Here is a 25,366-nt window from a genome sequence, read left to right as displayed (position 1 = left end):
TCAGTCCACACCTGCGACTTCCGCTTCGCACGTCGCCTGCGTGGACTGTCTGCTGTTGGATAACTTTTTAATTTCCTCCTAGAAATCATATCCTTTTGGTACAAGGGGAGTATAAAACTCTGATATGACACTTGTTCCTACATCAACATAGCCACGACCTTTGATTCGCTTTAAGAAGAAATCCTTTTGTACGTCACTGCCAAACATCATGCCATAGCCCATTTCAGACATACGACCTAAAGCCACTCTGAAATTAAACTGATCACGGATTCCGTCGCCTAAATATTTTGCGTCTGGACGTTGACAAGCCAGTATTAGAAAGAAGCCAGCTTGACGACCTAACATGACAATCTGTTTCAGCTTATTCATAACTGCGGTGTTTTCTTTTGTTCCCAGCATTTCCATGAAAGCGACGTATTCATCAAAGATTAAGAAGTGTGCCGGGAGACCTAAGTAAGCATAATTTTTGCCAGTCTTATAGTTCTTCATCTGCTTCATTTCCTCACTACGTTTCATCATTTCTTCATAGAATGTTTCAATGCAAGAAAGCAAGTCTTCTTTTCTATAGTAGACATTTGCCATCACAGAACCTAAGTCCGCAAGATCAGCATTTTTCGGGTCAAGAATATACAGTTTTGAATCTGTATGAAGCAAGGCTTCAATCAGTGTCAGTATAAAGTAAGTTTTACCGCCACCTGTACCACCAGCAATCAACATATGAGGGAGCTTATCATATTCCCACCATACGTTTTTCATTAAGCGAAGTTTACCATCTTTAGCTTCTACTTCATCAATAGAAATACGACTGGCTATGGTGTCATAGAGCAAAGTATATTCCACATAGGAATCCTTTAACTCTTTATCCGTCAGCTCACAGTACAAGCCACTCTCTAATTTCTTTTCCAAGTGTAAGAGTTGGTCTTGATATTTTCCCAGCGTGATTTCCACCCGTATCTGTATCAAGCCATTTTTAAGTCGATAATACATTTTAGGGAAGTAGGTTATCTTTTCCTTTGTACGACCAGCACTATCTTTAAAGAAACCCTCTGTTTTGACCTGTTCAGATTCATACCACTTGTTTTCAAGTATCATCTTTGCCAGTTTTTGACGGTGGTAAAGTTGTTTAACCGTATCATAGCGAACCCGTTTGAATACAAACGCTACCAGCAAGCAGATAAGAATTGCGACACTGAAACTGATAATTAAATAGGGAATGTCAATCTTATCTGCTTGTGATAGGTTAAAATCCTGCCAGTTGATCTGCTGGATTGTCTTCACATGAAACAGTCCGACAACCAGCAGGAAAACAGGCAGGAGTGACGCTATCGTAAAATGAAAGACTAAATCTTTACCAGATGGGCGAATCCTTTTACCACGCTGTTTCATGCGAAAAAGTCTCCTTTCTACCTAGCGACTATTTGTCTTGTGTCGGTTCTTTCTTTGCTTGTGGTTGAGCTTTGAATGAACTAGAATCCTTTGTCAGCACAATATCGTCTGCCTTGATATACCAGTCAACATCTGCTCCTTGATAGGTGGCAGTAGCAACGGTGTCCGCAATGGGATTGATAAGTTCCACCCGTGCGTTATAATCAAACTCTTTCAAAGGCACGCTGGCAGGAATACTTACTTGAATCATGCGTCCTTGTCCTTTGGATTTTAAGTCATAGGTACGTTCCTTGATTTCATCTGAAACCGACCCGTCTTCATTTTGGATTCTCACTTCACGACGTAGAGCAGAGAATTTCAATTCTCCAAAAGTCGTGTCTTTATCTAATACAATGCCATTTGCTAATCTCATCATTTTTCCTCTCTTTCTTTATTCTTTTATCATGTCGTCAGCATGTAAAAGGTAATTTGTAAAACCACGAGTGCCGATTTTGTAGCCCTCTGCGGTAATACGTGGATTGACTAACTTCACACGTTCCTCAAAGCCGAAATGTTTTTCGCCAGCTTCAGCAGGAAGCACCACCACAATATCATCTGCTCTTTGAACATCAGAATAGAGATTATAGCTTCTTGATAAGACAGTTAGCCGTCCGTTGATTCTTCGCTGAACGACTTTATCCTCGCCAGCAAATTCTAAATTGCCGAATGTTTTTTCCATGTTGGGAATCACAAATTTAAGTTCCATATTTTTACCTATCCTTTCTTTTTTATTGGCTGAATGAATGTTTGATGGTCTTAAAGAGTGGGGAACGACCTTTTGATTCTTGATTTTTTGTTTTCATAAGTTCACTTCCTTTCAAAATCGGGTAAAAAAATAGACACCTCATTTTTTGAAGTGTCTACCTATTAAATATTCAAATTTTATTGGAAGTATCTTTATATCTTCACTTTTCAAGGATAAATCGTCGTATCAAAGCTCATTCATAAGTAGTAAATTAGTAGTAAATTGAGTGGTTTTGACCTTGATAAAGTGTGATAAGTCCAGTTTTTATGCGGATAACTAGATTTTTATGCTATTTTTAAAATAAAAAATTAGCAGGTATGTATCCCCTGCTAATTCCGACTATCCTGCGACTGATGGTTCTTCATCTCTCCATAGATTACCTACAAAGTTTTGGTCTAATTCCTTAATGTACGAAGGAACCACTTTTTTTACAAAACGTTCCTTTTTCAATTTTAATATGGTAGCTTCTACTAGTTCTTGATCCATATACACCAAAACATATCGCAATCGTTTGGAATGGTAAACAATATCTCCATATTGGCTGAGTTTACGTGCATCACGATTGTAGTGTAAATAGACAGTTAAGCAAGTGCGATTTTTCTTCTCAAACATGTCTTCTCCTCTAAAAATTCTCTTTCTATATTATACCGTTTTCAATGACAAATGAAAAGCTCCAACTACCTGTAAAAGAGTTGGAGCTAATAGGAATAGTCAGTGTTATTACATATTTTTCACTGCTTATTTGACTTTTGTATTGTCCATAATCTGGTCAATAAATCCGTAAGCCAAGGTTTCTTCTGCTGACATCCAGTAATCCCGTTCTGCATCCTTATGGATTTGCTTGACTGTCTTACCTGAATTGTCTGCCAAGATTTTTTCTAGCTTATTACGTGTTTTTAATAGGTGTTCTGCTGCAATAGCCATGTCTGTTTGCTGAGTGCCACCACCTGTTCCACCCATCGGTTGGTGAATCATGTACTCTGCATTTGGCAACATGAAACGTTTGCCCTTGGCACCGCTTGATGCAATGATGGTTCCCATGCTCGCAGCTGTTCCCATAACGATGGTTTGAACATCAGCTTTAATGAAATTCATCGTGTCTACAATGGCAAGACCTGCTGACACCGATCCTCCTGGCGTATTAACATAGAGGTAAATATCCTTTGTAGGATCTTGGGCATCAAGGAAAAGCAATTGTGCAATGATAGAGTTTGCCATATTGTCCTCAACTGGTCCTGTCAACATGATAATGCGATCCTTGAGCAAACGGGAATAAATATCATACGAGCGCTCACCACGGCTAGTTTGTTCAATAACTACTGGAATCATAAAATTACTCCTTTTCGAGATTTTCTGTACCCATTATATATGAATAGTCAAAATTGGTCAAATAAAAAACACGATTTCAGGAAATGAAAAAGAAACCAGCAGAGCTGATTCCTTTTAATCAATTATTTTGTACCGAACAAGCGGTCACCTGCATCTCCCAAACCTGGTACGATGTAGCCTTTTTCATTGAGTTTTTCATCCAAAGCTGCTGTGTAAATATCAATATCTGGATGTGCATCTTGAAGAGCTTTTACACCTTCTGGAGCTGAAACAAGAGCAACAAATTTGATATTTGAAGCACCACGTTTTTTCAATGAATCAACTGCAAGAATAGCTGAACCACCTGTAGCAAGCATTGGGTCAACTACAAAAATATGACGTTGATCAATGTCTTCTGGTAATTTCACAAGATACTCAACGGGTTGAAGGGTTTCTTCATCGCGGTACATACCGATGTGACCAACTTTAGCTGCTGGTACCAAGCTTAGCAAACCATCAACCATACCAACACCTGCACGAAGAATTGGTACGATAGCTAATTTTTTACCTGCAATTTGTTTCTGAACTGTTTTAGTGATTGGCGTTTCAATCTCCACATCTTCAAGTGGCAAGTCACGCAAAACTTCGTAACCCATCAGCATCGCGATTTCATTAACCAACTCACGAAAATCCTTTGTTGAAGTAGATGTACGACGAAGGATAGACAACTTATGCTGAATGAGTGGGTGTGAAATGACTTGGAATTTCCCCATGATGATAAAACCTCTCTTTTTTGTTTTTTCTATTTTACCAAAAAAATTGAAAAAATGCTTGAGAATATGGCAAATTTATTTATTTTTTGAAAACGATAGCTTCAAAAGGTCTCAACATCCCTTTATTAATCGCCTCTTCGTTTTCATAATTGTTCATGAAAATAGAATATTCTTCCACAGCTATAGTATAAGCCTGCTCCTGGCTTGAAAAGTTTACTAATATGATGAAATCATCCTGTTCATCATATTTACGGTAGGCCATTACCAAGCTATTTCCAGTCTCCATCACTTCATATTTTCCTTCAGACATACAAGGATACTCTTTCCGAAGAGCAATTAATTTTTGATAGGTGTAGAAAAGCGATTGTTTGTCTGCAAGTGCTTTTTCAACGTTGATGTCTTTGACAGTATCTCCCAAAGCCAGCCAGGCTTGACCTGTACTGAAGCCCGCTCCTTCTGTTCCTGTCCATTGCATTGGACGGCGAGCATTATCACGACCTTTGGCATTTATAGAAGTAATCAATTCCTCCTTGGTAAAGCCATTTTCAATCCGTTCCGCATACATGCGACGTGTTTCAATATCGTCCGCTTGGCTAATATCCGTAATTGGTGTATTAATCATACCAATTTCCTCACCTTGGTAGATATAAGGTGTCCCTGACATAAAATGAAGATAAATAGCCAACATTTTACCACTTAGCTCACGAAATGCAGGTCGATCATCACCGAAGCGAGAAATGGCACGAGGTAAATCGTGGTTATTCCAGAAAAGAGAGTTCCAGCCTTTACCAACCAGTTCAGTCTGCCATTTGGATAGAACCTTATGCAGACGAGCTGGGTCAAGCGGTGCCAAATCCCACTTTTCTTTCCCTTCCTGCTGATCAAGTCCTACGTGTTCAAATTGGAAAATCATCGAAAATTCTTTTCGGTCAGGGTGCGAATATAACTGAGCATTTTCTGGATTGGCACTCCAGGTTTCCCCAACAGTCACTAAGTCGTATGCACCAAAGGTTTTCTCATTTAATTCCTGAATAAGAGGATGGAGAGTCGGTCCATCGGCTGTAATTAATTTTTCCGGTTCTTTTCCAATCAAATCAATCACATCTAGCCTGAAACCACCGACACCTTTTTCAATCCAAAAATTGATCATATCCCAGATTTCTTGTTTCAGAGCAGGATTTTTCCAGTTCAGATCTGGTTGCTTAACAGAGAATTGGTGGAGATAGTATTTGTTCAGATGTGGAACGTATTCCCAAGCAGAGCCTGAAAAGGTCGAGCGTAATTCATTCGGCTCATCAGCCCAAACATAATAGTCATAATAGGGATTATCTGGTCCTTTGAGGGCTTCTTGAAACCAGAAATGTTCATCCGAGGTATGATTGAGCACTAAATCCATGATTATTTTGATATTGCGCTTATGGCCTTCTGCAATCAGCTCTTCCATATCTTCCATGGTCCCAAATTCTGGAGCAATTCCTTGGTAGTCACTGATGTCGTAACCATTGTCATCCATGGGAGACTGATAAACAGGACTAAGCCAAATTGCATCAATTCCAAGCTCGTGAAGATAATCTAATCGGCTGATAATCCCTCGAATATCCCCTACTCCATCTCCATTTGAATCTTGAAAACTACGAGGGTAAATTTGGTAAATGACGGACTTCTTCCACCAATCTGTTTTTTGTATTTCTGACATTTGATTGATCCTTTCTGTACAATCTTATTTACGCAAGAAAAAGGGGAATCCCCTCTTTCTATATAATCATATTATAACTCAATTGTGGTAATTTTGCCCTCTTCTATTTCAACAATTTCAAAGGATTTTTCTTTTAGGTCGGCTGTTAGGCGGGCAGATACCCCTGCATCTTGATTATTCCAGAAAATTTCCATACTTGTTTCATCCAGCATCTTAACAGAAAACTCCCCATCGAAAGCCGGACTTGTATTGCGGAATTTAAGGAGTTTGAACAAGGATTGTACAACTGGCCGCTGTACTTCGTACTCAATTTCTTCCAAATCATAGTAATGGCGATTGATATTGCGGCCTTCCTTACTTGATTCTAAAAGTTCAATATCATTTTCACCTGCAAGTAAACCAACATAGTAAATCTGTGGAATACCTGGTGCAAAACATTGAAGAACACGCGCTAATAGGTAAGCTTGATCGTTGTTGCCAAGGGCAGAATAATATGTACAGTTAATCTGATAAATATCCAAATTATTATAGGCTTCTGTACTATAAATTTTCTTCACATTGGCACCTTGTGCATACAAGGCTTCACGCGTTTCCTCTGTCTCCTCATCCGTCAGCAAATCCTTAACGTCCACAACACCTATTCCATCATGGGTATCAAGAGTTGTAAATTGCTTACGAGGGCAAATCTCCATCCAGTGAACCAGGCGATTGACATGACCAGAATACAAAGCGTGGAGAACCAGCATTGGCAAGGCAAAGTCATAAACATAATAATCCTGTTCCGCAATTTTTTGCTGAATGGTGTAGTGTTCATGGATTTCAGGTAAGATTTCTACATCTTTTGGTGCCAATAACTGACGTGGAAAATGTAGCATTTCCCAAATATCAGGCTCCACAAAGAAACAATTGGTTCCGATTTTTTTATTGGCATAAGCAAAGGCGTCCAAACGAATGATTGAAGCACCATGTTCTGCCAACTGTTCCAGATTTTCTTGGATGAACCGGCGTGTTGTCTCTGTAGTCACATCCAAGTCAATCTGTTGCTCATCAAAGGTACACCATACCTTCTCCTCGCTACCATCAGCAAATATTGCAATTCTATATGGAGCACGTGGTTTACGCTTATAGATCAAATCAACATCTTCTTGCGTTGGCTCACCATTTGGCCAAAAGTTTTTATAGCGAATAAACAAATCCGCATAAGCTGATTCATCTTTCTTTTCAAGAAAATCAAGGAAATAAGGAGATTTTGCAGAAATATGATTGATCATAAAATCGAACATGAGATAGTAGTCTTTGCTTAGTGCTTCAATATCTGACCAATCTCCAAATGCAGGATCTACCTTTGTATAATCCATTGGCGCAAACCCACGGTCACCTGATGATGGGAAAAACGGCAGAATATGGATACCTCCCACAACATCCTTCAATGGCCCCTCAAGAACTTTTTTCAAATCCTTGAGATTCTTGCCTAAACTATCCGAATAAGTAATCAACATAGCTTGATTTTTAATTTTCATAGATTTTCTCCTTTGCAAGCCTTTTCTTTTTTCATTGTTAGAAAAGGTTGAACAAGTCAACCTTTAGATTTATTTGACAGATCCACTCGTCATACCTGAAATAATATGTTTTTGGAAGACAAGATAGACAAGTAAGATTGGAATAATTCCCACCACATAGGATGCAAATGATGGTCCATAATCACTGAAATACATGCCTTGATAGTTGTATTGGAAAAGTGGTAAAGTCCACATGCTTTGGTCACGGTTCAATACCAATAGGGGCAAGAGGAAATCGTTCCATACCCAGAGGGCATTGATAATCAAAACAGTTGCATGCATAGGTTTCATGAGTGGGAAAATGATTTTCCAATACATGGTAAATTTATCACAGCCATCAATAGCTGCCGCCTCATCCATTTCCTCAGGAACAATGGTCTTAATATAGCCGACGTAGAGGAAGAGGGCCTGAGGAACTGCATAGGTCAAATAGAGGATAATCAAACCGACAATATTGTTCAAACCAAGGCTTGACATTAATTTGGTCATTGGGAGCATAATCACTTGGAAAGGTACAAAAATCCCAATAATCAAGAAAAAGTAGATAAAATTAAATACTGTCTGGCGTTTCATTTGACGGGCTACGGCGAAAGCTGCCATTGGAATAACCAGTAAAATCAAGCCAACAGCTACAATCGTAATCAAGGCAGAATTGCCAAAATATTGTACAATCCCATCATTAAACAAGCGTTCGTAGTTATTTAAAGTGAAATGTTCAGGAAGACCAAAGAAGTTGCTCGTGATTTCCTTGGTTGGTTTGAACGAACTTATAATCGTCACAAGTAGCGGAATAAACATGAAGAGAATACCGCTGAAGAGCACGAGATAGACCCACCAATTTTTCTGTTTTTGAGTATTCATGACAGTCCTCCTAAATTTCAAATTTCTTCGAAATTCTCATCTGAACCAATGAGATGACAATAATGAAGATGAAGAGTACTACAGCCAAAGCATTGGCATAAGAGAATTTGTTGTCTACAAAGGCATAGTTGTAAACGAGTAAACCCAAGGATTCTGTTTTGCCATCTGGTCCACCACTTGTCAATGCAAAGATAAGATCAAATGCTGTCAAACCTGATTTCATAGCCAAGATGAAAACCATACTGATAGATGGCAATAAGAATGGAAGCTCAATGTTGAAGAACTGTTGAGAACGACTTGCACCATCAATAGCAGCCGCTTCCTTCACATCTTCTGGAATACTTTGCAGACCAGACAAGAAGATGATAACCGGCATCGCCAACCCTTGCCAAAGAGCCACAAAAAGTACAGCTGGAATGACCGTATTTTCTTGTACCAATAAGTTTTCCATCAACCAATCGATATGCAGAATCTCACCAATCTGTGTAAAACCATAGTTGAACAGCTGAACGAAAATCAATCCTAAAGTGACTGTGGATAGCACTGCTGGGAAGAAATACCAAGTTCTAAAGAAACCAACTGCTTTAATCTTACGATTGAGCAGGGTAGCCAACCAAATCCCTATGACTATTTCTCCAATGATTAAACCAATGGTGAAGATAATGGTAAAAGTCATGGAAGTATAAAAATCAGGATTTTTTAAAATATCTAAGTAATTCTGAATACCGATTAGTTTGAAATCAGATGTCAATCCATTCCAATCCGTCAAGCTATAATAGATACCTGTAAATAGAGGATAGAAGAAAAAGATTAACTGTAGGCCAATTGGTATGGCAACAAATAGATAGGGCCAATATTTAGCAATAAATCCTTTTTGATTCATCATGGTACTCCTTTTTGATAAAGTTATAGTTGCTTAGTCTCAGTTCAAGGAATCCCATAGGGTTACTAAAACTGACACTAGGCAACTATAAGGAGGCTAGGCTACAACTAGCCTCTGCTTATAGTTTTCCTGGATTATTTTTTCATTGGGTCAAAGAATGCATTCAGTTTTTTCACTAATTCTGCTGAGTTTGGATTTTTAACCATTTCAACAGTGATATTCCAGAACTCTTCTTCTGATTCCCATTCAGATTGCAACCAAACTACGTGTTTGTCAGTGAAGGCATATTGTGTAACTCCAGCAGTTTCTTCAAACTTGCCCTCAGTATCTACTCCTTCAACTGAAGTTGGTGAGCCATCTACATCATAGTATTTCTGGATAACTTCTGGACGAGAAAGGTATTCTAGGAATTTTTTAGACTCTTCTGGGTGCTCTGTATCTGCGGAAATAGAGAGAGCAAGGTCAGCTGCACCGATGGTATAATCGCCACCTTCTTTATCACCAGGGAAGGTAAACATACCATATTCAAATTCTGGTTCTTGTTGGTTAACAGCTGTAGCTGCCCATGTACCTTGTGGAAGCATGAGAGCATCACCTGCTGCAAAGGCTGCCACTGCATCTGCATAGAGCGCGCCTGTCGCACCTTTTTGTCCATTATCAGTCAGTAGTTGCAAGCGTTCTAAGACAGCTTTCGTTGTAGCATCATCTTGAATCGCACCCTTTGCACTGCGAATCAGAATATCTTCTGCACCATCAAATCCACCTGCAACAGTTACCCAAGCCAACTGATGGTAACCGTTCAATGACCATGCATCATTCAAGGAAAGAGCAAACGGTGCTGCACTGCCATCAGCCTTGATTTTGTCTACCAGAGCCACAAATTCTGCATAGGTAGTTGGAACTTCGAGCCCCAACTCTTTGAACTTATCTTTATTATAGTAAATACCATAAGCATTAGCTGTCAAAGGAAGGGTGTAATTTTTTTCGTTAACAAGATAAGGTGTTACAGCACCATCTTTCAAGTGGTTTAAACCTGCATCATCACCAATTTCTAGGAAACGACCATCCGCTGCATATGCTTTGAAGTCCGCATTTTGTGGATAAATGTTGATAACATCTGGCGCTTCGTTATTTGCCATACGGGTTTTCAAAACAGTTCCTGCATCTGGTACATTTGAAAATTTAACATCAATCGTAGGATTTTCTTTTTCAAAATCATCAATAATTTCCTGAAGAGTCGCTTGCATTTCAGGTTTTTGTGAGAAATATTCAATTTCTACCTTATCGCTACTACTTGCATTCCCACAAGCAACCAAGAAGCTAGCAAAAGCACACACTGACGCACATTTTAAAAATGTTTTCATTTTCATTATAAAATCCTCCTAGATTTTGTTAAAAATATATTGTACACTATAATAATCTTTTTGAACATGTGGCATTGTAAGACCAATGTTCATCAGTTCATCCCCGTAGAATGTCTCTCCTAATTGTGGGCATTCGTAAAGGGCATCTGGGTCTAGCCCCTTCAACCGAACATAAATCAAAGGCGCTTCTGGCTTGGCAAGAATTTTTACAAATGTAAAGACCGCTTGATTCTTATCTTGACTAACATAATTGGCAGCCCAGGTATTGGTCGTCTTTTTCAGACGGTAGAGCTGACCGAATTGAATGGTCTCACGAATGGAATGATAGGTTTTGATTTGCTGACTGATTTCATCCAATTCCTTTTCCGAAAGTTTCGTTAAATCCAGCTCGTAACCAAATGCTCCTCCCATCATAGCCACATTGCCTCGTGTAGCAAGAGGTGTGATACGACCAACCTGATGGTTTGGAACGGCAGAGACGTGTGCACCAATTGAGGAAGGGGGATAAATCAAACTAGTACCTTCTTGAATAGATAAGCGCTCAATCGCATCTGTATCATCACTTGCCCAAGCTTGCGGCATGTAATACATGATTCCCAAATCATTACGACCTCCACCGCCTGCACAAGATTCGAAAAGAATATCTGGGAACCGCTTGGTAAGGTGGTCTAATACACGGTAGAGACCTAGTATGTAACGATGGTGGAACTCAAAGCGCTGGTCATTTGCTAAACCTTCAGGGATATTGGTGATATTACGGTTCATATCCCATTTTACATAAGAAATATTGGCTGATTCTAATATTGAAGAGACACTATCAATGATGTAGTCACAGACTTCCTGCTTGGTCAAATCCAAAACTAATTGTTCTCGGCTGTAAATTGGTAAGCGTCCTTCTGTGCGAATTGCCCAATCAGGATGTTCACGATAAAGATCGCTATCAATAGAAATCATCTCTGGTTCAAACCACAGTCCGAATTTCATGCCAAGCTCATTTATTCGCTCTGCTAAGCCATTCAAACCATTTGGCAACTTATCCAAATTGACTTTCCAATCGCCCAATGAACTTTCATCATTGTTTCGTTTACCAAACCAACCATCATCCAGAACAAATAATTCAATACCAGCTCGACTTGCGACTTGAGCTAACTGTAAAATCTTTTCTTCTGTAAATTCAAAATAGGTCGCTTCCCAGTTGTTGATTAAAATGGGCCTTGGTTTGTTTACAAACGATGATCGAATGAGGTGTTTTGTGATAAAGTGATGACTATTTTGTGTCATGCCAGTAAATCCTTTATCAGTATATGATAAGAGAACTTCTGGAGTTTGAAACCGATCATCCTTATCCAATTGCCATGAGAAATAGTGACTTTCCAATCCTAATCCCAATCGACTGGTTTCCATGGCTGTCGTTTCGACAAATGCTGTAAAGTTGCCACTATAGACAAGGTGGGCCGCATAAACATCGCCCTTGTCCTCACTTGCATCGGGTGAGGCTAGTGCTAAGAAGGGGGTTCTTGAATGACTTGAAGCACCTCGAATGCTACCAATCGAATACTGACCTTTTGTCAATGGGGTCTGTGTCCACTCTTTTTCATAAGCGTAACGTCCTGCCAAGCTGTGAACAATGAAATCTTGATGTGGAAAATCAACCGTTGCAGATAAGGCTTTCTCTAGTTTGCATGGATATTTGCCAGTTTGAATTGTAGCTGACCGTGCGAGATAAGAAGCTTCTTCAAAAACAGAATACTGAAGTGTTACGGTAACATCTGTCAACTGATCATAAAGATCAATTTCAAGACTCTCTACCTCTTCTTGATTTCCAAAACTTGCTGGTAATCCCCTCAGTTCTTTTTTCCCCTTGTATAATCGATACTCTTTGTATTTTAGGTCAAGAGTAACTCCAAATTCGTTCCGAACATCTATTGCTGAGGTTCTAAAATCTCCCAGACCATTGCTAGAATATTCGAGTGGGAGGACATCCAATGAATATGTCCTATCCCCAGTAATTGGACTCGGAGAAAACGATCGATCTAAATATGTTATTTTGTTTCCATCGCTAAATTTTTCGATTTTTTTCCCAAAATAACGATGAACCAGATCTCCTGTTTCCAACACTTGGATGATATAAGAGAATTCTCTTGTTTTCAGGTGAAAAATCTGTTTTATTTCATGAATCTCAATCACATTCATCTCTCCCATCTCTTCTTTATGCTATTATTTTACAAAATGAAAACGCTTTATTTAATAGCCTTTTGTATTTAAAACATGTTATAATGTTTCCTAAGGAGGAGTAAGATGAATATTCTGAACATCTATAACGAGCTTGATAGTCACAACTTTGACCTAAATGTAGACCATTACGGTGCCGAACAATGTGACAAGGGCTATTCCTTCGGTCCTACTATCCGTGATAATTTTGTCCTGCATTTTATTACAAAAGGAAGAGGAAAAATTCTTGTTGATGGAAAAACAAGCTATCTTGCTGCAGGCGATTTATTTATTCTTCCAAAGGATGTTTCCATTTTCTATCAAGCTGATGATATAGATCCTTGGACCTATATATGGGTTGGCTTTAGTGGATCACGAGCAAAAGACCTACTGAATCAAAGTCAACTGCTAGAAAACTACTACCTCCACTCCAATCTAGAGTCACCAATTCTAGGCTACATGCATCAGATTAACCATGTTCAGATGCATCCCATCCCCTCTATCACAGAATTGGTCTTAATTGGCTATCTCAATCAACTCTTAGCAGCACTCATCGAGGAATTTCCAAGTGAAACATTAATTAAGCCTGAAACACAAACCAAGCATTATGTTCATCAAGCCATCAAGATGATCCACAACCACTATGCTCATCCAATTAAAGTTTCTGAAATAGCAGATTTTCTAGCTCTAAGCCGAAGCTATCTCTATAAAATTTTTAAGCAGGAAACTGGCTATTCTATGAAAGATTATATTTTACAAGTAAAAATGAATCGTTCTTGTCAACTATTAGAAGATGCTTCTCGGAGTATCACTGAAATCGCCTATTCTGTCGGCTACCAAGACCCTCTTACCTTCAGTGCGGCCTTCAAAAATTATTTCCATATGAGCCCGACAGAATTTCGAAAAACACAAAAAAATAAGGATTAGGTGATTATACTTACACCTAGTCCTTATTTCTTTATCCAAAAACCTTACCAAGTCGCTGACAAGCTTCTTCAATGACATCAAATGGAGCTGCCACATTCAGACGTGCATGGTGCTTACCTTCCTTACCAAAGGTCAAACCATCATTCAAAATCAACTTCGCTTTACAATGAAGAATATCAAAGAGCTCCGCATGCTCTAACTCATAAGCAGAAAAATCAAGCCAGATGAGGTAGGTTCCCTGGGGCTTCATGACCTTGATCCTTGTATGGGTTGTCAAATACTCCTCAACAAAGTCTATATTTCTCTCCAAAATAACCTTCAACTCCTTCAACCACTCATCTCCATAAGTGAAAGCAGCTTCCGTGGTTAACAAGCCAATCGTTGGAATCTCGTGCTGATTATTTATCAATTGACGCTTAGCGAAAGTCTTGCGAATGCTTGGATTTTCAATGATTGCAAAGCTATTTTTTGTACCAGCGATATTGAAGGTCTTGGTCGCAGATGATAAGATGATTGAAAACTCTTTAAAACTTTCATCCACTGTGTTAAAGGAATAATGCTTGTGACCATACAAGGTCAAATCTTGATGGATTTCATCTGAGACAAGGATAACACCGTGTTTCTGACAGAGGCGTCCAATAGCCAAAACTTCCTCTCTTGTCCAAACTCTACCACCTGGGTTGTGGGGATTACAGAAAATATAGAGTTTCACTTGATTCTCTACAATGTCCTTTTCAAGCTGGTCAAAATTAATTCTAAAAACGCCATCCACATCTACAAGTGAGTTTGTAACAAGCTGGCGATTGTTTAATTTGACAGTCCGTGCAAAGGGTGGGTAGACTGGTGTGTTAATTAGGACTGCATCCCCTTCTTCGGTCAAAGATTGAATAGCTACAGATAAAGCAGGAACAACTCCTTCGATGAGTAGGATGGATTCTCTTTCAATCTTATAGCCATGCTGTCTATCTTCCCAGTCAATAATGGACTGATAGAGGCTATCACTAGCATAAGGATAACCAAAAACATGATGATCTGCGTAGTCACGGATAGCTTGGCGAATTTCTGGAAGTGGCTCAAAGTCCATATCTGCAATCCACAAGGGTAAGAGTTCTTTATCCGTCTCTACTTTTCTCCATTTTTCCGCATGCTGGGATAGGCGATTTGGACTCTCTATAAAATTATACTGTGTCATATCTTATCCCTCCAAGGCTGTTTTTAAATCTGCAATCAAGTCTTCCGCATCCTCTATACCAATAGATAAACGAAGCAAATCATCTGTCAAACCGTAAGAATGACGGGTTTCAGCTGGAATATCTGCGTGGGTCTGAGTGGCTGGATAGGTAATCAGACTCTCTACTCCACCCAGACTTTCAGCAAAGGTAAAGACTTTCAGGGTGTTGAGAATATGGGGAATCCGACTGTCATCTACCACCTTAACCGAAATCATCCCACCTTTTCCTGTGTAGTAAACTTGCTTGACTGCTGGACTCTTCTCCAAATAGGCAACAATTTTCTGAGCATTTTGTGTCGCCCGCTCCATTCGAAGCGAGAGGGTTTTGAGTCCACGCATGAGTAAGTAAGAATCCAGTGGAGATAGGGTTGGACCCGATGTATTTTGGTCATAAAAGAGCTTATCATATAGGGCTTGATCATTGGTCATCAAAGCGCCAGCTAGTACATCATTATGCCCAGATAGGTACTTGGTTGCTGAATGTAGGACAACGTCCGCTCCTAGAACAAGTGGATTTTGATAAATAGGGCTATAAAAAGTGTTATCGACAATTACCTTAGCACCTTTGGCATGGGCGATAGCCGAAACCTTGGCGATGTCAAACTCCACCATGAGTGGGTTGGTCGGCGTCTCCAGATAAACATAGTCTGTCTCTTCGGTGAGGGCTGCAATCAGCTCCTCCTCGGTGTTTACATAGGTAAATTGAAATCTACCGATACTCTCTTGCTCATTGAACCAGCGGAAGGAACCACCGTACAAATCACGCGCCGCTACCACTTGACTCCCTACAGGAAAACCATTAAAAAGTAAGACCAGAGCAGCCATTCCCGAGCTCGTTGCTAGGGCATAGTCGGCCTTTTCAATAGCTGCCAAAGTCGTCTCTAGACTGGCACGTGTCGGATTTTTTGTTCTCGTGTAGTCATAACCTGTCGATTGACCAAACTCAGGGTGTTGATAGGTCGTCGAAAGGTGGATAGGGGAAATCAAGGCACCTGTTCTCTCATCGCTATTGATGCCAGTATGTGCCAAAATCGTATCAATCTTATAATCTGTCATAACATCTACTCCAATCTAACTTACAATATAGTCTAGCATGAAATAGGAGATTTGGTGTGAAAAATATCCAAAAATACTTATAGAAAAATAGCAAGCTTTGTTATAGTTTTTCTTTATAACAATATCTCCCCCCTTACATATACTTGCTGGATTATCCATTATTAATTTGATATAATGACAAAGAGGTGGTCATTATGAAAGTCAGATTCAACAAATACTTCTACCGTTTCAGTAATTTTTATTCTATGGTATTTTGGATTTGCTTTCTGCTACCAACTGCCAATGATAGCTTTGATCAGTGGCCACTCTGGTATACAAGCCTAATTCTAATAATCATTCCTATTCATATTTTCAGGGCTTTTTTCCTAAACGAAGAAAAGGAGCTCACTCGCATGGGTTATATCTTCTATATCGGATTGATTGTATTGATTATTTTTCTGCGTTTTATTTTTGGTAAATAGCTGAAAGGAGACAAGAATGTTTAAACAATTCAATAGAACATTTTATCGAACTTGGGAATTTTATTTCTCCATTCTTTGTATCCTACAAGTGATTTATGCTGCTGTAAATGGACCGTTTTGGTTTATCCATTTTCTCAAGCTTGGAATTGGACTTTATGCTGGTTATCTAGCTTTCTTTAAGTCACGTAGCTGGATAAAAAAAACATGGCAGATTTATCTGACGATTGGATTGATTGCTAGTTGGATAATCATTTCCTTCTTTGTATTGTGAGGATTTTATATGTTTAAGGAATTTAATAAAGAATTTTATCGGAGTTTGAATTTTTATTTGATGATATTGTTGTTTCTAGGAAGTGTAGGGGAGTGGCTAAATAAGGGACCTAGCCTCTGGCTTGCACTCTTGCTATTTGCTACGGTCGGTACGGCCCGTAGTGCCTTTTGGTCAAAAGAATGGACCTTGAAAGCAAATTGGCAAATCTATCTCTGTATCGCCTTCTTGCTGGTCGGGGCTTGGATTGAATTTTTTAGTTAGATTGAAAGGAGCGTGATATGCGCTCCCTTTTTCTTCCAAAATGGACTGAGATTTTCTGCTAAAGATGGTATAATAAAACCATGCAAAAAATTGAGTTATTAGACGGAGAGCGGATTGACCAGCTCTTCTCGACAGATGTTCAGATTATTCAAAATCGAGAGGTTTTTAGCTACTCCATCGACAGTGTCCTCCTGTCGCGTTTTCCAAAAATGCCTGCTCAGAAGGGGCTGATTGTTGACCTTTGTAGTGGAAATGGGGCGGTGGGCCTCTTTGCCTCCACGCGTACTAAGGCTCAGATTATTCAAGTCGAGTTGCAGGAACGGCTTGCTGACATGAACCGCCGTTCCATCGCCCTCAATGGTCTGGAGGAGCAGGTTTCGATCATCAATGACGACTTGGCAAATCTACCCCAGTATAATTTGCGGTCCAAGGTGGATTTGATGCTCTGCAATCCTCCCTACTTCAAGGTAGACGAGGGTTCAAACCTCAATGAAAGCGAGCATTATCTTCTAGCCCGACACGAGATTGCAACCAACCTAGACAACATTTGCCAGGTGGCCCAACAGGTGCTCAAATCCAATGGTCGCTTGGCCATGGTCCACAGGCCCGACCGATTTTTAGATATTTTGGACACACTAAGAACCTACAAACTTGCTCCCAAACGCATCCAGTTTGTCTATCCCAAGGCCAGCAAGGAGGCCAATATGCTACTAATTGAGGCTATCAAGGACGGCTCGGTGGACGGTCTGCACATCCTGCCACCTCTGGTTGTCCATGAGGAAAACGGCGACTATACTCCGGCTATTCATGAGATTTATTATGGAAAATAAGGCCTACTTTTATGTCTTGGAATGTGCCGACGGGAGTCTTTATACTGGTTATACGACTGATGTGGAGAAACGGCTTGCTACCCATAATCGTGGGAAAGGGGCCAAGTACACCCGCGGACGCTTGCCTGTCAGCCTGCTCTATCAAGAAGCTTTTGCCAGTAAGCAGGAAGCCATGTCTGCCGAGTCTCTCTTTAAGAAACGCAGCCGACAGAGCAAGTTAGACTATATCGCAGAAATGACAAAAAAACCTCGTACAAAATAGTACGAGGCTTTTTATTTAAAATACTTCCAAAATTGTATCAATTTTCCCCATAGCTTCTTCAAATATCGCTTGAGCCTGGCTTGGATCAGCCGATTGCCCTTCGATGAAGACCTGATGAACGTCTTCAAATCCCAGAAACTCAAAGATAGACTTGATGTATTGGGCTGCTGGATCTTGACCTGCGTAAACTCCACCATTGGACTGGATATGCAACAATTTTTTGCCCTTGATCAGACCGATAGAGCCTTCAGATCCATACTTGAAGGTCAAGCCTGCAACGTTAATGGTATTAATCCATGACACTAATTGACTTGGCACATTGAGGTTCCAAAGGGGATTGACCACGACAATCTTATCTGCTGCAAGAAATTGTTGGGTCAAGGCATTATAGCGCTCCAAGCGCTCGGCTTGCTCTGGACTGATCTCAACTCCTTTTTTGGCTGCACCCATGGCTTCAAACAAGGGCTTGTCCAAGGCTGGAATCTGATCCTCAAAGACATCTACTATTTCTATGTTATCTTCTGGGTGCAAACTGGCGTACCGAGTTTGAAACTCTTCCAAAGCCCGCAAGGCATAGGACTTTTGTGCGTCGAGGGGGTGGGCCTTTACAATTAATACAGTTGCCATTATTCATCTCCTTATCACTAATTATTGATAGTTCTATTCTACTCTTTTTGATTTGAAATTCAAATCATTTGCTCAAAGCAAAAGGCTGGTCTCCCAGCCTCTGCTTTTTTAGATTGTCTTATTATTTTAAATAGGTGTAGGCGACACAGTCCAGGCTATCAACGGCTGTAAAGCCAATTGCCTCATAGAAAGACCGCGTTTTCTCAGTATTGTCCGTCAAGAGATGAAGCTGATAAATCTCTGGAAAATGGGTAATGGCCTGCTCCAAAAGCTGACGACCAATTCCCTGACGCTGATAGGTGGGCAGGACCAAGATGTCCTGAATAAAAACGATTGAATAGCCATCACCAACTGCTCGCAAGAGACCCACGAGACGATCACCGTCAAAGGCCGCAAGAACAAACAGGCTATGTTCCAAAGCCTTCTGTAACATGGCAGGCCGGTCAGTATAATTTGTCCAACCAACTGAAGCATAGAGGTCAAGGACTGCTTGAAAATCAAGTTGAGGATGTTGTTTGTAAGTAATCATTTTCTTCTCCTTTGTATAGTTTTTTAGAATACAAAGGCTCTATCCATTGTCAAAACGCCCATGGTCTTTCCTCCTGTTTTGCTACTTCTAGTATAACAAAAACCGCTCCAATTAGGAAGCGGTTTTAAGCTTATCTCTCGCCTTTATTACGGATAACAAAGCCTGTTTTCTTTTCACTTGATGTGCGTTGGTGTGGTTTTTTGTTGTCCTGACGGCGGTTGTCACGTTTGAACTTGTCATCACGACGGTTGCGGTCGTTACGATCACCACGGCGTCCTCCGCGGTCTCGGTTGCGGTCACCGTCACGACGGCCACCACGATCACGGTCGCGACCACCACGGCCACCCTTGCCCTTGGCTTGACCAGGTGCAAACTTGAATGGCAGTGGTTTTTCACGCGCAATTTCTACCTCTGGCAGGCTTTCTGGATCCTGAACAGTCAAGGTCAATACATAAAGCGCTAACTCTTCAGGGGTAAATTCAGCTGCCAACTTGACTGCATCTTTCTTGAACTTATCGAAATTGCTACGGATGGTTTCATCAGCCATTTCGCGCTCAATCTTTTTCAAAGCAACTTTCTTCTTAGCTTCGAATGCTTCCTGAGCAGTTGCTGGTTTGAGACCTTTCATACGTTTCTTGGTCAAATCTTCGATGATTGCTAAGTAGCCCATCTCGTTTGGCGAAACAAAGGTAATAGACTGACCTGATTGACCCGCACGACCTGTACGACCGATACGGTGCACATAGCTTTCTGGGTCCTGTGGAATATCGTAGTTATAGACATGCGTTACACCTGAAATATCCAATCCACGCGCCGCAACGTCCGTCGCAACAAGGACGTCAATCTGGTCATTTTTAAAATCACGGATGACACGGAGGCGCTTGTTCTGGTCCAAATCTCCGTGGATACCTTCTGCACGGAAGCCACGCAGTTTCAAACCACGAGTTAATTCATCGACACGGCGCTTAGTACGACCGAAGACAATAGACAATTCAGGCTGGTCAACATCCATGAGGCGTGTCATGGTGTCAAATTTTTCATGTTCTTTGACACGGACATAGTATTGGTCAACGTTCACATTGGTCAATTCCTTAGCCGCAATCTTAACATGCTCAGGCTCTTTCATGAACTTGACACCGATACGCTTGATTGGCTCTGGCATAGTTGCAGAAAACAGAAGGGTTTGACGGCTTTCTGGTACACGTTCGATGATTGCTTCAATATCGTCCAAGAAGCCCATGTTGAGCATTTCATCAGCCTCATCAAGAATGAGGGTTTCAACACCGTCAAGCTTGAGGGCCTTGCGTTTGATCAAGTCCAGTAAGCGTCCTGGTGTACCAACAACGATGTGGGCACCTGAGCGAAGGGCCTTGATTTGTTTTTCAATGCTTGATCCACCGTAAACAGAGCGGACTTTCACACCCTTTTCACGACCAAATTTGAAAAGCTCTTCCTGACTCTGAACCGCCAACTCACGCGTTGGGGCAATAATCAGGGCTTGTACAACTTGATTGTTGGTATCAATTTTATTGAGGGTTGGCAGACCAAAGGCTGCAGTTTTCCCTGTACCCGTTTGGGCTTGACCAATCACATCTTTTCCTTCCAGAGCAAGCGGAATGGTCTGCTCCTGGATAGGTGACGGCGTTTCAAAACCAGCCTTCTCAACGGCAAGCAAAATGTCTTCGGACAATTGTAAATCTGTAAATTTCAATGTATTCTCTTTTCTAAAAGGCAGTGCGAAGCTACCTTATCTAACTTTTTTTGTAACAAGATATCAGGGTCGAACCACTGATATTGGATTTGCAACTTACCAAGTATAACACAATCTAACAATAATAGTTAGTATTTACCTTTAAAAAGTCAATAATACGTTTTCATGAGAAGTCCATCATTTTTATAGTCATTTAAATCAGCTTTGATACATTGACACTTTCGGTTTGCCCTACTCGAGTACCAGCTCCTTGTCTGAAAGTTATACTCTTCGAAAATCAAAATCAGACGTTGTTGACTTGATTTGATGAACTTCAGTTCTATCTGCATCTGCGTCGCCTAGTCTGTTTTTGATTTTCATTGAGTATTAATTCATTCGACTATAATAAAAAACTAGCTATATATGCATAACTAGTTTTTTCTTGTATTTTTATTTATGATTATTCCTTTTCAATGCTTGCAAGAACCAGTCCAAACTTTTACTGATAATGACAACCATTACCAATGTCCAAAATGTTTTTACAAATCCAATTTTAAAAGCCAAAGGAGTTACCACAAATACATCAAAAATGAGAATAACGGTGGAAATCTTCCATTTGAAATATTTATTACACAACAATGCAATAATATCACTTCCTGCCGTGGACCCGTTTCCATAAATGACTAGAGCCATTGATAAACCTGTCACCAATCCCGCCAAGAGAGCAGAGGGAATCAGGGGCAACCATTTTATTTGCAGAAAAGTCGTATAATGCATGGTTAAGGACATAGTAGCAACCGCTAAGAAAGTATAGAAAACCGTTAACTTACTCAAAAAACGGTAGGCTAATACAATCAAAATCCCATTCAAAACAAAACTGGACAGACTTGTTTCAATCCCTGTCGTATAAAACAAAAGTAGGGTAACACCAGTAATCCCACCTTCACCAAATTCATGTGGAATGATGAGCATATTCAAAACAAGGGCATATAGGATTGCCCCAAAACATATCAATAAGCAGTCTCTCCATTTTATCTGCATCATATTCTCTCCTCACAAACAGTCCACCTTAGTATATCAAAAAAAGCAGAAAGCGGATAGCCACTTTCTGTACTTTTTTCCTATTTTCCTAAGACAGCTGAAGCCAGAGCTTTTTGAATAGCAATGACACTCTTATCGCTCTTAAACTGAAGAATTTCAGCAGGTTCAACAGCCGAGGAAATCCATATTTTCAGCTCAGCATCTAAGTCAAAATGACCAGAGGTTTCTACCGTAAATCGTGAAATCGAGCGGTAAGGAATCGATTTATAAGATACCTTTTTCCCAGTCATTCCTTGCTTATCGACCAAAATCAATCGATATTCTGTAAAAACAATCAAATCACGAACCAGACTAAATGCCATCTCAACCTGTTCATTATCCAGTAGAACATGCTCCAATTCCTGTTCAATCTTATCATTATCCATTTGCGAGGCATTACCTAGTAAACCTGAAAATAGTCCCATAATATGGCTCCTTTGATATTTTTCTATAGTATAACACAAAATAATGAAAATAGACTACTTTGTCCTTGTCAATCATACGTCACAACACTTCCGCTCTCCTTCTTTATCTACTTCTGTAAGGCGAGGAGTCTCGACACTTCTTCCTCGCTCTGTACACTAATATAGCCATTGACAGAGCAAACAAACTATAGTATATTGAAAAAGGGGGAACAGAAGGAGAATATTATGGAAAACACAGCTACTCAAGCTTTCGAAGAACTCGTTGCGGAACAGAAAAAGAAACGTAATCGCATTCTTGGAATAATCATCACTGTCTTTATGACTATTATCGTATTTTTTGCCTGTCTTGCATTATTCAAATATAATAGTGGCAACATTAGCGGTACATGGCGCAATTCCCAAGCTGAACAAGATATTGTCGAAACCAGTATCAAGGAATTGCAAAATCAACTTCCAGGTATCGATAAAACGTGGATTGATGCAACTTATACGATGACAGTCGTAGATAAGAAAGCTGTCTTCACCGCTACAACAAGCTTTGATATTCCTAAAATCGCAAAATTAACCTTGGATCAAGCTTACAAGGTAATGTTAGAGGAAGCACAAAAAGAAGCAAGTTCTCTAGGAATTTCCGTAGAAGAATACTTAACAACCGCTCTCGGAGCAGACTATGAAAAGCAATTGAAATCATTTCTACCTACACAAGCTGAGGCGGAAAAAGAATTTCATAAGTACCAAGACGAGTATGCTAAAGAACTAGGTGCCACATACAATCAAGAAACTGGTACTATCTCAGCTACCTTTTTCGAGGGAGAAGTCGATCAGCTCTTCCATACCGTGACCATTACAAAAATTAATGACGCAGCCATCAACCAGCTAACTACATATGATATTTCTGTAAAAGATATTATTTCCTATTCTCGCAAGGGAAATACCACCATTATTAACGGAAATGAAGAATTTACTCTAGAAAAATAACAAACAAGGACGAGTTGTACAAAGCTCGTCCTTTTATGATTTTCATATCAAGATGTAGTCTATATACTCAAAAGCTTGTAGTGCTTAATTGCTTTAAGGACTTTAAACATCATAACTCAACCTTCTCATCAAAAACGGATAAGAATGATTCACTTTGTGAATGAGTAACCACTATCAACAATTTCTCTTTAATATTAGCAAGAGTCTCTGCAATAAAAGCCTCATTCTCACTATCTAATCCCGTTGTTGGTTCATCAAATAGTAAGACCTCCGCATCTCTATAAAGGGCCCGCGCCAAATCAAATCTCCGCTCTTCACCACCCGATAGTTGTTTAGAGGAGGATAAAGGCGTATCGAATCCAGCCTCCTGTCTCTCAAACCAGTCCAGCAACCCTACTTGTTCTAAACATTTCAGGGCTTTAGTCTCATCCAAAGTTTCAAACAGTGTCAAGTTATCTCCTATAGTTGTTGCAAAAATAGCTGTTTTTTGCGGTAGATAATACATCTTATCAAAATAGGAAGCCTGAGCCACTTCTGAAAGATTAATCTGATTTATGAAAATCGCCCCCTCATCTGGTGATTGAACACCTAGCAAGAGTCTCAGCAATGTCGTCTTTCCACTACCACTTTTACCAACGATAGCATATTTTTTATCAGCAAGAAATTGATAAGAAAAGTTGTCAAATATAGGGTGTTGTTGATTATGGGAACTAACCCCATCTAAAGTTAAAGTCCTTATAGGTTCTGTCAACTCTTGTTGGACTTTGTCTTCATGTGATTGTCCTTTCAGAATAGTCGTCAATTCTTCCACGACCGTTCGACTAGCAAGATACTCTGTAATCAGTCCTGACATGGTTTGAATGGGACCAGCAACCGTTCCCATTAGTGTGGTCATAGCAATCAAGTCTGAAATTTTCAGCATCCCTTGGAAAACAAAGATACCTCCAATAATCCATGAACCAGAATAGACAATACTACTCAAACCGTAAGATACTGCATAGGTTTGAGATTGCTTTTTGGAAAATAGGATGGCTCTTTTAGCGTATTCTTGACTAGAAGTCTCTAGATTCTTTTCAAAGACTGGCGTAATATTACTAATACGTATGAAAGAAAATGCTTGTACAAACTCACTAAATCGTTTTAAATAGACATTTTTCTCTTCTTGACTTTCTTTAGTCGTATGAGCCAAAATTTTATTATTTATCAACGGTGCTAAGAAAGGGATAAAACAAAGCACCAACATGATAATAGTCATTGTTCCTTGCAAGTAAAGTGCTCCAATTAAGGAGAAAGTAAATACAAGGACACTCGTTACCATTGATAAACCTGGTATTAAAAAGCCATTTTCTAATACATCTAAATGATTCACTAAAACACTTACCCTATCTGAGCTTGCTTTTTCTTCAAATTGAGCAATATCCTCTACTGCATAGGTTGCAACCAACTCATTTCTTGTCAATTCCATGATACGATTGACCAATTTAAACTTGAGATAGCGTGGCAAATAATCAAAATAAATATCACAAATGAAGAATCCAACTGCTATAAGAGAACTTGTCAAAAATACCTGCTGATTTCCAGACAAAGCCGACTCAGAAACCCGAGCATAGACGAAACCTGTCGCTGCTAAAATCAGAGCATAAACAACTGAAACCAAGCTATAGATAAAAAATTCTGAACGACACTTTTTTAGGTAATGGAACATTGCTATCGGCACCTCCGATTGATTCGAGTATTTGCTGTTAATACAATTATATTAAAATATTGTTTTTTTGCAAAAAAAATCCCCCATAGAAACGAGGTAAAAGAAAAGGATCGGATTAACCGAGCCTTATTCCTCTATTATTTCGAGTAGATAGTGATTTTCAAAGCTGAACAGCTGTTAGTAAAAGGTAAGCTGATTACCATCAGCT

Annotated in this window: 25 protein-coding genes and 1 pseudogene; 6 read left to right on the top strand and 20 right to left on the bottom strand. The window is 39.8% G+C overall.

Features of this window, described 5'->3' with window-relative positions; genetic code table 11:
* The 12 genes and pseudogenes from K5Q22_RS02630 to K5Q22_RS02575 form a co-directional block, all read right to left on the bottom strand.
* Positions 1 to 1,386 (bottom strand): annotated as a pseudogene (locus K5Q22_RS02630) (FtsK/SpoIIIE domain-containing protein).
* Positions 1,387 to 1,414: 28 nt separating this feature from the next.
* A complete protein-coding gene (locus tag K5Q22_RS02625) occupies positions 1,415 to 1,801 on the bottom strand; it encodes a YdcP family protein (RefSeq protein WP_000985015.1) in 387 nt (128 codons plus the stop codon).
* Between the two features lie 15 nt (positions 1,802 to 1,816).
* Entirely contained in the window at positions 1,817 to 2,131 is a 315-nt protein-coding gene (locus tag K5Q22_RS02620) for a YdcP family protein (RefSeq protein WP_000420682.1), read from the bottom strand.
* 378 nt (positions 2,132 to 2,509) lie between these two features.
* Positions 2,510 to 2,782 carry a YlbG family protein gene (locus K5Q22_RS02615; RefSeq protein WP_014638365.1) on the bottom strand — a complete coding sequence of 91 codons (273 nt, stop codon included), beginning with the start codon at positions 2,780 to 2,782 and terminating at the stop codon, positions 2,510 to 2,512.
* A 126-nt stretch (positions 2,783 to 2,908) separates the two neighbouring features.
* A complete protein-coding gene (locus K5Q22_RS02610) occupies positions 2,909 to 3,520 on the bottom strand; it encodes an ATP-dependent Clp protease proteolytic subunit (RefSeq protein ID WP_223375679.1) in 612 nt (203 codons plus the stop codon).
* Between the two features lie 101 nt (positions 3,521 to 3,621).
* Positions 3,622 to 4,251, bottom strand: coding sequence for a uracil phosphoribosyltransferase (upp, locus tag K5Q22_RS02605; RefSeq protein WP_012027487.1), 630 nt, complete (start codon positions 4,249 to 4,251; stop codon positions 3,622 to 3,624).
* 79 nt (positions 4,252 to 4,330) lie between these two features.
* Positions 4,331 to 5,947: an alpha-glucosidase gene (locus K5Q22_RS02600; protein ID WP_205013494.1), complete on the bottom strand. Its 1,617-nt coding sequence runs from the start codon at positions 5,945 to 5,947 to the stop codon at positions 4,331 to 4,333.
* 71 nt (positions 5,948 to 6,018) lie between these two features.
* On the bottom strand, positions 6,019 to 7,467 hold the full coding sequence (gene gtfA, locus K5Q22_RS02595; RefSeq protein WP_205013493.1) for a sucrose phosphorylase: 1,449 nt from the start codon (positions 7,465 to 7,467) through the stop codon (positions 6,019 to 6,021).
* A 69-nt stretch (positions 7,468 to 7,536) separates the two neighbouring features.
* Complete coding sequence (locus K5Q22_RS02590) at positions 7,537 to 8,367, bottom strand: carbohydrate ABC transporter permease (protein ID WP_044983387.1); 831 nt, start codon at positions 8,365 to 8,367, stop codon at positions 7,537 to 7,539.
* Between the two features lie 10 nt (positions 8,368 to 8,377).
* On the bottom strand, positions 8,378 to 9,250 hold the full coding sequence (locus tag K5Q22_RS02585) for a carbohydrate ABC transporter permease (RefSeq protein WP_205013626.1): 873 nt from the start codon (positions 9,248 to 9,250) through the stop codon (positions 8,378 to 8,380).
* 134 nt (positions 9,251 to 9,384) lie between these two features.
* Positions 9,385 to 10,620: an extracellular solute-binding protein gene (locus tag K5Q22_RS02580; RefSeq protein WP_105125873.1), complete on the bottom strand. Its 1,236-nt coding sequence runs from the start codon at positions 10,618 to 10,620 to the stop codon at positions 9,385 to 9,387.
* A gap of 12 nt (positions 10,621 to 10,632) precedes the next feature.
* Positions 10,633 to 12,807 carry an alpha-galactosidase gene (locus K5Q22_RS02575; RefSeq protein WP_205013492.1) on the bottom strand — a complete coding sequence of 725 codons (2,175 nt, stop codon included), beginning with the start codon at positions 12,805 to 12,807 and terminating at the stop codon, positions 10,633 to 10,635.
* A gap of 105 nt (positions 12,808 to 12,912) precedes the next feature.
* Here K5Q22_RS02575 and K5Q22_RS02570 point away from each other — a divergent pair, with 105 nt between their 5' ends.
* Positions 12,913 to 13,752 carry an AraC family transcriptional regulator gene (locus K5Q22_RS02570; protein ID WP_205013491.1) on the top strand — a complete coding sequence of 280 codons (840 nt, stop codon included), beginning with the start codon at positions 12,913 to 12,915 and terminating at the stop codon, positions 13,750 to 13,752.
* 31 nt (positions 13,753 to 13,783) lie between these two features.
* On the opposite strand, the gene K5Q22_RS02565 is transcribed toward K5Q22_RS02570, so the two are convergent.
* Complete coding sequence (locus tag K5Q22_RS02565; RefSeq protein ID WP_205013490.1) at positions 13,784 to 14,944, bottom strand: MalY/PatB family protein; 1,161 nt, start codon at positions 14,942 to 14,944, stop codon at positions 13,784 to 13,786.
* Positions 14,945 to 14,947: 3 nt separating this feature from the next.
* The gene (locus K5Q22_RS02560) at positions 14,948 to 16,039 is read right to left on the bottom strand and encodes a cystathionine gamma-synthase (protein ID WP_205013489.1); all 1,092 of its coding nucleotides are present in this window, start codon (positions 16,037 to 16,039) and stop codon (positions 14,948 to 14,950) included.
* Positions 16,040 to 16,516: 477 nt separating this feature from the next.
* Here K5Q22_RS02560 and K5Q22_RS02555 point away from each other — a divergent pair, with 477 nt between their 5' ends.
* The 4 genes from K5Q22_RS02555 (at position 16,517) to K5Q22_RS02540 (ending at position 18,124) form a co-directional block, all read left to right on the top strand.
* Entirely contained in the window at positions 16,517 to 16,771 is a 255-nt protein-coding gene (locus K5Q22_RS02555) for a hypothetical protein (protein WP_024407103.1), read from the top strand.
* A 9-nt stretch (positions 16,772 to 16,780) separates the two neighbouring features.
* A complete protein-coding gene (locus K5Q22_RS02550; RefSeq protein WP_205013488.1) occupies positions 16,781 to 17,032 on the top strand; it encodes a hypothetical protein in 252 nt (83 codons plus the stop codon).
* Positions 17,033 to 17,112: 80 nt separating this feature from the next.
* Positions 17,113 to 17,862, top strand: a complete 750-nt coding sequence (locus tag K5Q22_RS02545) for a tRNA1(Val) (adenine(37)-N6)-methyltransferase (protein WP_205013487.1) — start codon at positions 17,113 to 17,115, stop codon at positions 17,860 to 17,862.
* The gene (locus tag K5Q22_RS02540) at positions 17,852 to 18,124 is read left to right on the top strand and encodes a GIY-YIG nuclease family protein (protein ID WP_205013486.1); all 273 of its coding nucleotides are present in this window, start codon (positions 17,852 to 17,854) and stop codon (positions 18,122 to 18,124) included. Before K5Q22_RS02545 ends, K5Q22_RS02540 begins: the two co-directional genes overlap by 11 nt.
* A gap of 15 nt (positions 18,125 to 18,139) precedes the next feature.
* Here K5Q22_RS02540 and K5Q22_RS02535 read toward each other — a convergent pair whose 3' ends face one another.
* From K5Q22_RS02535 to K5Q22_RS02515, 5 genes are all read right to left on the bottom strand, one after another.
* A complete protein-coding gene (locus tag K5Q22_RS02535; protein ID WP_205013485.1) occupies positions 18,140 to 18,751 on the bottom strand; it encodes an FMN-dependent NADH-azoreductase in 612 nt (203 codons plus the stop codon).
* A gap of 121 nt (positions 18,752 to 18,872) precedes the next feature.
* Entirely contained in the window at positions 18,873 to 19,280 is a 408-nt protein-coding gene (locus K5Q22_RS02530; protein ID WP_205013484.1) for a GNAT family N-acetyltransferase, read from the bottom strand.
* Between the two features lie 130 nt (positions 19,281 to 19,410).
* Complete coding sequence (locus K5Q22_RS02525; protein ID WP_205013483.1) at positions 19,411 to 20,991, bottom strand: DEAD/DEAH box helicase; 1,581 nt, start codon at positions 20,989 to 20,991, stop codon at positions 19,411 to 19,413.
* Positions 20,992 to 21,420: 429 nt separating this feature from the next.
* Positions 21,421 to 22,014: a YitT family protein gene (locus tag K5Q22_RS02520; RefSeq protein ID WP_205013482.1), complete on the bottom strand. Its 594-nt coding sequence runs from the start codon at positions 22,012 to 22,014 to the stop codon at positions 21,421 to 21,423.
* A 77-nt stretch (positions 22,015 to 22,091) separates the two neighbouring features.
* Positions 22,092 to 22,475: a PH domain-containing protein gene (locus tag K5Q22_RS02515; protein ID WP_002936200.1), complete on the bottom strand. Its 384-nt coding sequence runs from the start codon at positions 22,473 to 22,475 to the stop codon at positions 22,092 to 22,094.
* Positions 22,476 to 22,700: 225 nt separating this feature from the next.
* On the opposite strand from K5Q22_RS02515, the gene K5Q22_RS02510 reads away from it, so the two are divergent.
* A complete protein-coding gene (locus K5Q22_RS02510) occupies positions 22,701 to 23,453 on the top strand; it encodes a hypothetical protein (RefSeq protein ID WP_205013481.1) in 753 nt (250 codons plus the stop codon).
* A 109-nt stretch (positions 23,454 to 23,562) separates the two neighbouring features.
* Here the strand turns inward: K5Q22_RS02510 and K5Q22_RS02505 are convergent, their stop codons facing one another.
* Positions 23,563 to 25,158 (bottom strand): ABC transporter ATP-binding protein, encoded by a 1,596-nt coding sequence (locus K5Q22_RS02505; RefSeq protein ID WP_167787073.1) that lies wholly within the window; start codon positions 25,156 to 25,158, stop codon positions 23,563 to 23,565.
* Positions 25,159 to 25,366 lie beyond the last annotated feature (208 nt).

The organism is Streptococcus sp. 2018162 (genome assembly GCF_019754175.1).
GTDB classification, from domain to species: domain Bacteria; phylum Bacillota; class Bacilli; order Lactobacillales; family Streptococcaceae; genus Streptococcus; species Streptococcus hashimotonensis.
Note: the sequence above shows the minus strand (reverse complement) of the source record. Positions and strands in the feature narration are given on the sequence as shown.

Excerpts from the sequence above, each read along its gene's own strand:
- K5Q22_RS02625 (WP_000985015.1), bottom strand. The coding sequence starts at position 1,801 with ATGATGAGATTAGCAAATGGCATTGTATTAGATAAAGACACGACTTTT.
- K5Q22_RS02620 (WP_000420682.1), bottom strand. The coding sequence starts at position 2,131 with ATGGAACTTAAATTTGTGATTCCCAACATGGAAAAAACATTCGGCAAT.
- K5Q22_RS02615 (WP_014638365.1), bottom strand. The coding sequence starts at position 2,782 with ATGTTTGAGAAGAAAAATCGCACTTGCTTAACTGTCTATTTACACTAC.
- upp (WP_012027487.1), bottom strand. The coding sequence starts at position 4,251 with ATGGGGAAATTCCAAGTCATTTCACACCCACTCATTCAGCATAAGTTG.
- K5Q22_RS02600 (WP_205013494.1), bottom strand. The coding sequence starts at position 5,947 with ATGTCAGAAATACAAAAAACAGATTGGTGGAAGAAGTCCGTCATTTAC.
- gtfA (WP_205013493.1), bottom strand. The coding sequence starts at position 7,467 with ATGAAAATTAAAAATCAAGCTATGTTGATTACTTATTCGGATAGTTTA.
- K5Q22_RS02590 (WP_044983387.1), bottom strand. The coding sequence starts at position 8,367 with ATGAATACTCAAAAACAGAAAAATTGGTGGGTCTATCTCGTGCTCTTC.
- K5Q22_RS02585 (WP_205013626.1), bottom strand. The coding sequence starts at position 9,250 with ATGAATCAAAAAGGATTTATTGCTAAATATTGGCCCTATCTATTTGTT.
- K5Q22_RS02580 (WP_105125873.1), bottom strand. The coding sequence starts at position 10,620 with ATGAAAATGAAAACATTTTTAAAATGTGCGTCAGTGTGTGCTTTTGCT.
- K5Q22_RS02575 (WP_205013492.1), bottom strand. The coding sequence starts at position 12,807 with ATGAATGTGATTGAGATTCATGAAATAAAACAGATTTTTCACCTGAAA.
- K5Q22_RS02570 (WP_205013491.1), top strand. The coding sequence starts at position 12,913 with ATGAATATTCTGAACATCTATAACGAGCTTGATAGTCACAACTTTGAC.
- K5Q22_RS02565 (WP_205013490.1), bottom strand. The coding sequence starts at position 14,944 with ATGACACAGTATAATTTTATAGAGAGTCCAAATCGCCTATCCCAGCAT.
- K5Q22_RS02560 (WP_205013489.1), bottom strand. The coding sequence starts at position 16,039 with ATGACAGATTATAAGATTGATACGATTTTGGCACATACTGGCATCAAT.
- K5Q22_RS02555 (WP_024407103.1), top strand. The coding sequence starts at position 16,517 with ATGTTTAAACAATTCAATAGAACATTTTATCGAACTTGGGAATTTTAT.
- K5Q22_RS02550 (WP_205013488.1), top strand. The coding sequence starts at position 16,781 with ATGTTTAAGGAATTTAATAAAGAATTTTATCGGAGTTTGAATTTTTAT.
- K5Q22_RS02545 (WP_205013487.1), top strand. The coding sequence starts at position 17,113 with ATGCAAAAAATTGAGTTATTAGACGGAGAGCGGATTGACCAGCTCTTC.
- K5Q22_RS02540 (WP_205013486.1), top strand. The coding sequence starts at position 17,852 with ATGGAAAATAAGGCCTACTTTTATGTCTTGGAATGTGCCGACGGGAGT.
- K5Q22_RS02535 (WP_205013485.1), bottom strand. The coding sequence starts at position 18,751 with ATGGCAACTGTATTAATTGTAAAGGCCCACCCCCTCGACGCACAAAAG.
- K5Q22_RS02530 (WP_205013484.1), bottom strand. The coding sequence starts at position 19,280 with ATGATTACTTACAAACAACATCCTCAACTTGATTTTCAAGCAGTCCTT.
- K5Q22_RS02520 (WP_205013482.1), bottom strand. The coding sequence starts at position 22,014 with ATGATGCAGATAAAATGGAGAGACTGCTTATTGATATGTTTTGGGGCA.
- K5Q22_RS02515 (WP_002936200.1), bottom strand. The coding sequence starts at position 22,475 with ATGGGACTATTTTCAGGTTTACTAGGTAATGCCTCGCAAATGGATAAT.
- K5Q22_RS02510 (WP_205013481.1), top strand. The coding sequence starts at position 22,701 with ATGGAAAACACAGCTACTCAAGCTTTCGAAGAACTCGTTGCGGAACAG.
- K5Q22_RS02505 (WP_167787073.1), bottom strand. The coding sequence starts at position 25,158 with ATGTTCCATTACCTAAAAAAGTGTCGTTCAGAATTTTTTATCTATAGC.